Annotated in this window: 1 protein-coding gene; it reads right to left on the reverse strand. The window is 36.3% G+C overall.

Going from position 1 to position 570, the window contains the following annotated elements; all coding sequences use genetic code 11:
- Window positions 1-375 precede the first annotated feature (375 nt).
- Window positions 376-570: hypothetical protein (locus HK417_RS24640; protein ID WP_222273491.1), on the reverse strand; the 195-nt coding region annotated here is incomplete at its 5' end.

The following is a 570-nucleotide window of genomic DNA, read 5'->3' on the forward strand; positions in this document are numbered from 1 at the left end:
ATGGTGTTCAAGATTGAAAGTAATGCCAGTTGTCCATATCCTGTATCAACTGTAATATTGCTGATTTATCCATTGTTTTTAGTTGTTCTCCTTGTATCATTTTATTTCAATTCCACGGTAAGTTTTCCCTTTGATGCATTTTGACACTTCTCTCACATTGTGCTTTTGCTTTGTAAGGAAGTCCATGAAGTCATTCTTGAAAATTCTTGCTGTGTAATGTTTTTCCTGGAAACCAATTCCAGACATTGTATAAGCGTTTGTCATCATGTCATTTGAAATGAATTCCTCTTGACCTTGAACTGCGTCATTAAGTTCACGTGACTTTGAAATCACTTCTTCAACATTGGCATTGTTGTTTGTTTTCTTGCTTTCAATTCAGTCATGATGCTCTTTTGTAAGTGAAAACCTTTGGTTTCTTATCTCTGTACTGTTGAACACCCTCTGAAATGAATTTATAGCCCATCTGGCAAGCATTTGGATGGATTGGGGGTCATTAAGCAGCTCATTGATTTCTGCAGGCGTAAACTCATATTTCCCAGACTTGTTCAAACCTAATGAAATGAACACAAC

The organism is Modestobacter marinus, from assembly GCF_019799945.1.
In the GTDB taxonomy this organism is placed as follows: Bacteria; Actinomycetota; Actinomycetes; order Mycobacteriales; family Geodermatophilaceae; genus Modestobacter; species Modestobacter marinus_B.